Raw genomic sequence first — 8,368 nt, forward strand, 5'->3', positions numbered from 1 at the left:
CGGAGACGTCTTACAGCCCGGAGGGGTTGCGGAAGGTCGCGAAGGAGATCCGGGCGTTGGTTCAGGGTGATGCGATGCGCCCGTTCAACAATTTGAAGCGGGTGTTTCCGGAGTGTGGTGATTTTCCGCTGGCGAATTGGCTGGATCGGCGGGTGCTTGACCGGGCGGACGGGTGTGCGTTGCATGCGGAGCGGTTCAAGGCGGCGCTGACGGCGATGGCGGACAGGCTGAGTCTGATTGCCGACGAGTTCGAGCGGGTCGACGGTGAGAATGCCGCGGAGGTCGCCAAGCTGCTGGGCGAGATCAAGGCGACGGCCGAGGACAAGTATCCGACCAGCCTGGTCAGAAACCCTGACGACGAGAAGGACGACGACAAGAAGGACGACGAAGACGACGAGAAGGACGACGACTAGAAGGACGACGAGGACGACGAGAAGGACGACGACGAGAAGAAGGACGACGAGGACGACGAGAAAGACGATGACGACAAGAAGGACGACAGCGACGACGACGAGGATGACGACGAAGACGAGGAGAGTGATGGTCAGGGACTGATCGAGTGTTGTTGTGGTGGCCCCCGGGACGCCATGTGCAGGTGGAGGCGAGAAAGGCGCGACTGCCTTGAATTCGACAACACATGACACGGCCGGCGCATGGATCGTACCCGTATTCTGGCGGCCCGAAGTCATGTCGTCAAATCGGTGAACCGGCCGTTTCCTGCGATGGTCGCGATCGTAAGATGATCGCACTGCCGATGTGCGAAGTAGTGATTCGATATGTCCGCTTTGTCATGCGCTGAGGATCGCTCCTTCTTGTCTTTCTCAACCCCTGTCGGTGGATCTTGCCGGCAAGACCCACCGAACGTCCGGAAGAACGCACCGGAATGAACCAAACGTGATGAGTGCACGTGTTTGCCTGTGAACCCTGGCCCTTGGTGACCTGGGTGGGAAGGCAGCGCAAGGTGACCGACTGACCGAGGTAGAACGATGGCGCGAGACCCAGGATCGTTGAACGAAGTGCCTCCTCAGCTGACGGCTGGGGAGAACGACACGTTCGAGGAACTGACCAGGCTCGTCGCCCGGATCGTGCTGCAGGACGACGGCAGCATCCCGGACTTGTCCAGTCACAAGCTCGCCGAGCAGTGGTACCGCTTGGAGAGCGAGATGAACAAGGCCGTCTCCGCGCTCAACGACATGAACGATGGTTTCGAAAAGGCCATCAAATCCTTGCGCGACCAGTTCTCCGGGGTGTCCGCGGATGCCTTTCATGAATGGGCCAAGGATGTCCTGCGGTCAAGCCAGCAGGTGCACACCACGCTCAAGGAGAACCAGTACCCGCTGACCATCGGCAACGTCGGTCACGCCATGCAGTGGTTCGCCAACGAATGGTGGAAAGCCCTGGACGAGTGGGACAAAGAGGACAAGAATGCGCGCAGCAGGATCGCCGTCAAGTACATGGCGCAAATCGAGCTCGCCCAGACGCAGGACGACATCGACAGCGCCGTCAAGAGCTTTCTCGAAGAGATCGAAGTCGTCGACAAGGAGCTGGAGTGGAAGTACATCCAGCGGTTGCAGGGACTGGTCAACGAGCTGGGCAGGCAGTACACCGAGCGCGGCCAGGACATGGTGCCGTTCGACATCTTGAGGTCGGACAAGATCGGCAGCGGCAGCGGCGGCAACAACAAGGGCACCGGCGGCAACAACAAGGGCACCGGCGGCAACAACAAGGGCAGCGACGACAACAACAAGGACAGCAGCGGCGGCTACCAGCCCAGGGGCGGAGGATCCAACGAAGGCTCCGGCGGCGGTGGCGGNAACAACAAGGGCACCGGCGGCAACAACAAGGGCACCGGCGGCAACAACGAAGAAAGCGGTGGCAACATCGAGGTGCCCGACCTGAGCGGCCTGGCCGGAGGCGGGGGGCCCGACCTGGGCGGTAGCTCGGGCGGTGGCGGCGGAGGCGGCAGGAGTCCCTCGGGCGGCGCCGACTCCGGCGGAGGTGCCGGCGGGGTCAACGGGGCGCTGGACGAAGCGAAGAAGGCCGCCCAGGACGCCATCGACAGCATCAGGAACAACACCGGGGACCCGGAGGCACAGCAAGCGCTCGACGAAGCCAGGCAGAAGGTCGGCGACGCGATCGACCAGCTCAAGAACACGGGCGGCGGCCCCGACCTGTCCGGGCTTGGCGGTGCGGGCTCCGGCGGCGCTCCCGGCGGGCTCGGTGGCCTCGGCGGGCTCGGCGGTGACAGCGGCTCGCGATCCCCGTCGGGGCGGAGCGGCCCGGGCAGCGCCTTCGACCCGGAGGAAGAGAAGCGGCGCGCCCTGGAAGACGCGAAGAAGGCCACGCAGGATGTCCTCGACGACCTGGCGAACAACACCGAGGATCCGGAGGCGAAGCGCGCACTCGAGGAAGCCAAGCAGGCGGCCCAGGACGCGATCGACGGGCTCACCGGCGGAACCGATCCCGGCAACCTGCACAGCCGTGGCAGCGGAGATGCGGAGCAGAAGGAGGCGCTCGACCGGGCACGGCGGGCGACCCAGGACGCGCTGGACAAGATCTCCGAGGCCACCGACAACCCGGCGATCAAGGAGGCGCTGGAGAACGCCAAGAAGGCCGCCCAGGACGCCCTCAACCAGTTCGACCCCGACCTCACCGGGATGCGGGACGCGGCGAAGCAAGAGGCGCTCGACGTGCTCGACGAGCTCGCCGAGAAGGCCGACGACCCGAAGGTCCGGGAGGCGCTGGAAGACGCCAAGGAGCAGGTCAAGAAGGCCATCGAGAACGCCGAGCTGGGCAACACGCCGCAGGAGACGCTGGAGAACGTGCGCGAGGCGGCGCAGCAGGCGCTGGCGGACGCGATCAAGGACAGCGACGACCCGAAGATCGACAAGGCGCTGGAGGACGCCAAGGATCGGCTCGAGGAGGCGCTGGAGGACGTCGAGCTGAAGAACGACGACGTGGTGCAGACCTCCTCCGACGGGCCTGCGGAGGATCCCGAGGCGAAGGAAGCGCTGCGGAACGCCAAGGACCAGGTCAGCAAAGCGCTCGAGGACCTCATCGAGCAGACCGACGACCCGGAGGCGAAGCAGGCCCTGCAAGAGGCCAAGAAGGCAGTCGTCGACGCCATCGACAACGTCGAGGTGCCGCGCACCGGGGCCGGGTCCGACCTGGCGAGATTCCTCGAGGGCGACTCGCCCGGTGGTGCCGGCGGTGGGGACCCGGTCGGTGGCGACGGTCGTCGCCGTGCCCAGTTCGACACCGACGTCGCTCAGCAGCGCGGCTACATCCCGCCGCAGACGGTGAGCAGCGTGCCTTCGGCCATGACCCCGGCCTCGCCGACGCTGCCCTCCATGATGGGCGCCATGGCAGGCAACATGCCGGTCGGAGGCATGCCCATGGGCGGCATGCCGATGGGCATGGGCGGCATGGGCATGGGCCAGCAGAACGGCGAGCGTGAGCCGCAGATCTGGCTCAAGGCGGACAAGGAGGCCTGGGCCGACGGCGACGACGACGCCTCTTCGGTCGTGGGAAGGACGGTGGAGACGTAACAGATGGCGGTCAACACTTCCCCGGACAACCCGCAGCCGAGCACCGGCGATCCCTGGGTGCAGTCCCTGTCGTTCGAGCAGGTCGGTCAGCTGATCCAGCAGGCCCAGCCGGACACGTTCTACCAGCAGGCCGAGGCGTTCGAGCGGGCACGGGGCGGGCTGCAGGATGCATTGGACGACGTCCGAGCCCAGATGAATGTGCTGCGTTCGGAATGGAAAGGCCTGTCCGCGGACGACTTCACGGACATCGTCTCCGGGGTCACCGGCAAGGTCGACTACGTACTCGCGATGTCGTCCAACTACGGAACGGCGCTGCGTGCGGCGGGCGACCTGCTCGCGGAGTACCGGCGGATCTACGACCACCTCGCCAGACAGCGGACGGAGATGCTGAGCCAGGCCAACGAGAAGGTGGCCAAGCAGATCGAGGAGTTCGCCAACCAGGCCGCGCGGCAGATCATGGACGGCCTGCGCACCACCTATTGGCAAATCGGGAATGCGCTGCCGGGGTTCGACTACAAGCTGCCCCCTGGTTTCGACCCCACCATCGTCGACCCCGGGGCGAACGGCGCGAACAACCTGTCGACGAACGGACTGAGTGGACGCCTGAGCAGTCAGCCCGACGGCAGCGGGGATGTGCATGGGGTGGTCGGCGGCGGAAACGGGAGCGGCACCGGGGTCGACAACAGGAGCTTCGTCCCGCACGTGCCCAATCTGTACGAGCTGTCCGGGGGCGACCGATCCCGCACCGGCTTCGGTGGCAATGGAGCAGGCCGTGGGGACAACGGCTCGGGCCTCGACGCGCTCGGCCGGGGCAACGGCAGCGGTGACCGATCCGGCCCGGACGCCAACGGCACCGGAAGCGGCACCGGTGCGGCCGGCCGTTCCGGCAACGGCAGCGGCGACGTGCTCGGACGCAGCGCAGCCGACGACACCGGGGTGAACGTTCCGGCGGGTTTTTTCGCCCCCATGCCCCGGTTCCCGGACGGCCTCGGCGGCCGTGGTCCCGTCACGGCCGCGCAGAACTTCGTGGGTGGCATCGACGGCCTCGACGGGGACCGGAACGGGATCGGATCGAAGAGCTCGTTCGACGTCACCACCGGGATCGACCTACCGGGCGTGCTCGGCAAGAGCGACCCGTCGGACGTCCACGGTGTGATCGGCCCGTTCTGCGGGCCGTTGGGAGCAGGGAACGGTCACGGCACGAACGACCGTCGGCAGACCGACCCCGGCAAGTCGGACTGGCTCGATCTCGACGGCCTGTACGCGATCACCGACGCGCTCGGACGCAACCAGGGCTGCGGCCCGTCGGACCGGCTGCCCGACGACCTGCGCACGTCGACCAAGCATGCACCAGGGACCGGTGGAGCTCGGCCGAACGGCGGCGACGTGCACAGCTCCGAACGACGCGACACCGAGACTCCGGAGACGTTCGAGTTCGGTCAGGACGATCTCGAGCAGATCGATCTGCTCAGCGGGAGTGCAGGGAACTCGTCCGATCAGACCCGCACGACGAAACGGGTGCCGACGGAAATTCTCGACCCCCAGGTGCGGGACAAGGTACGCGACCAGATCGGCGAACTCCGGAACACCGGCAACGGATTGCCGCAGGGTTCGAGCACACAGGGGCCGTCCGGCCCGCCGCGGACCATCAAGACGACGGTCACGCCGCCGTCGTCGTTCGCGCCGCCACCCCCGCCCGGGCCCACGCCTTTCGACCGGGAGCAGCACAAGACCAGTGCGTTCGCGGTGGCCGGGGACGTCGTCTGGCAGCCGGACGAAGACGAGGAGACACGGCTGCCCGCCTCCTCGCCGAGGCCGCCGGCTGACGGGCCGAAGCCGAATTCGCTGCAGTCGTCGAACACGCCGTCCGGCCCGGGAGACGGCTCCCCGTTCGTGCCCGCGGTGAACCAGGGAGACAAGGGCCGGGTGGTGCACGCTTTCACCCCGCACCAGGACCCGCGCGGCCCGGTCGGGCCCGGGGTGCCTCCCGACCCCTGGGGCCCGGTGCCGCACATCCCGTCGGGCACGGGGGTTCCGCATGTCCCGGCGCGTCCCGACGCCTACGGGCCGTCCGGCGGGCACATGCCGATGGCTCCGATGTGGTTCGGCGGAATGGGCGGCTCGAACCCCGTCGGCCGAGTGAGCGGGTTGAACAACGACCGGCCGGAGGTCTGGTCGGGCAAGGCTGACGACGAGTCCGGCGCGCTCGGCAAGCCGGACAAGAAGGACCAGGAAGCCAAACGCAGGCTCGCGGAAGACGCGCTGGCCGGTCGGATGGCCGAGCGGCTCAGCGAGCTCGGCGAGGCGCTCAAGGACCGGGACAGGAGCGGGAGGAAATCATGACCGACTGGAAGGCTGCCGAGCCGGGCGGGGTGCAGGACCCGAGCAAGGCACTCGACGAAGCCTTGGCGTCGTTCCAGCAGGAGGCCAAGAAGCTGGGCGAGCTGACCAAGCTGTGGCAGGAAGGCGAGACGACGGTCCGGGCCAAGGACCACTCGCTGGAGATGACGTTCGACGGCCGCGGCGAGCTGACCGGCTTGACCTTCAACTCGTCGAAGTACCGGAAGCTGCCGCCGGCTCAGCTCGCCTCGGTGATCCTGGAGACCTACCGCGCGGGACGGGCCAAGGCCATGCAGGAGGCCTCGAAGGTCATGGCCGGCTCGGAGATCCCCGGCGTCGACTTCGACGGCTTGCTGACCGGCAAGGTGAAGCCGGACGAGGTGATCGGCTCGCTCATGGCGCCGATGAAGGAGATGTTCGACAGCTTCGGCCTCGACCTGGATTTCCCGATCACCGACGGCGACGGAAAGGAGCGTCGTCGTGGCTGACAGCGGCGATTTCTACCTGGCCGAGGAAGAGGCGGACCGGGCGGCGAAGAAGATCGTCGACGCCGGCAACGAGCTGACCGACGCGTGGGACAAACTGAAGGAGGTGCTCGACGCCCTGTGGGGCTGCTGGGGCACCGACTCGATGGGACAGACGTTCGAGCAGAACTTCGGGCCGAATGCCGTCACGTTCGCGGAAAGCATATCGGACGCCGGGGAGAACATCGCCGAGGCGGGCAAGAGCCTGCGGAAAAGCATCGAGTCCTTCGGCGACCTGGATCGCCAGTCGGCCGCGTACATCGACAAGCACGATGCACCACCGCCGTGGTGGAACAACGACAGCTCCACGACCGGCGACGGTCCGGTCGTCGTCTGGACGGACAGCGGGGGCGGGTACGACGGGAGCGGCAAGCACAAACTTGAGATTCGCGACCCCTCGGAGGTCTACGGCGACCTGGACGCCGCCGACTTTTTCGACCAGCTGGGGTTGTCCGGCGGTGCTGGCCCCGACGGTGGCAGCGGGGGCAGTGCTGGGTCCGAGGGAGGCCGGGTGCCCGTACCCGACCTCGGCGGCCTGGGCGGTGGCGGTGGCACCGGGACAGGCGGCGGCACTGGGACAGGCGGTGGCACTGGGACGGGCGGCGGCACTGGGACAGGTGGCGGTTTCGGTTCACTGACCGGATCGGGCACTGGCGCGGGCTCCGGTGTCGGCCCGGCCGACGGCACCGGCCGTGGACCCGTCGGAGTTCCCGGCCCCGATCTCGGCTCCGGGACAGGGCCAAATGGCTCGGGTTCCGGCGCCTCCGGTGCGCCGGTCGGGAGTTCGGGCAGCAGTTCCGTCGGCGAGCCCGGCTTGGTGGGTTCACCCCAGCCTGGCTCCGGCTCGGGCGGTGGCTTCGGCTCCGGGGAGCCGGTTCCGGTGACGAGCGACCCAGCCGGTTCGCACGCGTCTCCCGCCCAGCTCGATGCGCTCGACCGCGCCAAGCAGGCCGCAAGCGACGCTATCGACCGGGTGGCGGGCGGTGTCGACGACCCGGGGATTCAGCGGTTGCTGCGGGACGTCAAGGACGACGTCGGCGACGCCATCGACGACCTCGCCGATTGGGGTCCGGCCCGCGACGATGCGGCGAACGCCCTGGTGGACCGGGCAGGCGATGTGGCGGCCGACGAGCTCGACGACCTCGCCGAGAGTGCCTCCGATCCGGAGGTACGCGAGGCGCTTGCCAACGTCAAGGAATCCATCAGGGACGCCATCGATGCCGTCGAGCAGGGAGCCACACCGCAGGAGACGCTGCAGGCGGCGCAGGAGGCGGCGGACAAGGCATTCGACGAGGCGATTGCGCACGCGACAGATCCTGAGATCAAGCAGGCGCTCGAGGAAGCCAAGGCCGCGGTGCACGAAGCCCTGGCCGAGATCGACCCGGAGCAGCTCCAGGACGGTGCTGATCGGCAAGACCTCGGTCCGGACGCGCTCGACGCACTCGCCGATGCCCGTGATGCGGTGAGCGCAGAGCTGGACAAGCTGATCGCCGACAGCACCGATCCGGAAGTGCGCGAGCTCCTCCAGGAGGCCAAGGAGGCGGCCATCGCGGAGTTCGGCGGCGAGACCGGCGAGTCCACCGACGACGCCGACGGCAAGGGCGAGGAGGACGAACGGGGTTCCGGTCGCTCCGGCATGCCGAAGGGCGCGGTCGGGGCGTCAGGTGCAGGCAGGAGCGGTTTCGGGGCCGGGAAGCGATCGCCCGGTGGCCGGGGAACCTCTGCGGCAGATGCCGATGATCCGGCAGGGTCAGCCGGCGATTCCGAGGATGAGGCAGTCCGCGGCGGCTAGCGCGAGCTGACATGAACTGCGCCCTCCGACACAGCCGTGTTGGAGGGCGCAGGCACAAGTGCACAAAACGGACGAGTCAGGAAAGGAGGTGAGACGAGATGCCTCCCGGTGCATCGCGTGCACGGCACGGCGGCGGATTCACCGCGGGCGTGCGGGGATCGGCG

The 8,368-nt window shown here is 67.9% G+C and carries 4 protein-coding genes; all 4 read left to right on the top strand.

The window, feature by feature from the left end:
• Positions 1-413 (top strand): hypothetical protein (locus tag YWY_RS24105; protein WP_051310139.1); only part of this gene is annotated, 413 nt, incomplete at its 5' end.
• Positions 414-3,551: 3,138 nt separating this feature from the next.
• Positions 3,552-5,891: a WXG100 family type VII secretion target gene (locus YWY_RS0110335; protein ID WP_028847537.1), complete on the top strand. Its 2,340-nt coding sequence runs from the start codon at positions 3,552-3,554 to the stop codon at positions 5,889-5,891.
• Complete coding sequence (locus YWY_RS23245) at positions 5,888-6,376, top strand: YbaB/EbfC family nucleoid-associated protein (RefSeq protein ID WP_051310140.1); 489 nt, start codon at positions 5,888-5,890, stop codon at positions 6,374-6,376. The genes YWY_RS0110335 and YWY_RS23245 overlap by 4 nt, the downstream gene beginning before the upstream one ends.
• Positions 6,369-8,204 (top strand): hypothetical protein, encoded by a 1,836-nt coding sequence (locus YWY_RS23250; protein WP_051310141.1) that lies wholly within the window; start codon positions 6,369-6,371, stop codon positions 8,202-8,204. The genes YWY_RS23245 and YWY_RS23250 overlap by 8 nt, the downstream gene beginning before the upstream one ends.
• Positions 8,205-8,368 lie beyond the last annotated feature (164 nt).

The organism is Thermocrispum agreste DSM 44070 (assembly GCF_000427905.1).
Lineage (GTDB): Bacteria > Actinomycetota > Actinomycetes > Mycobacteriales > Pseudonocardiaceae > Thermocrispum > Thermocrispum agreste.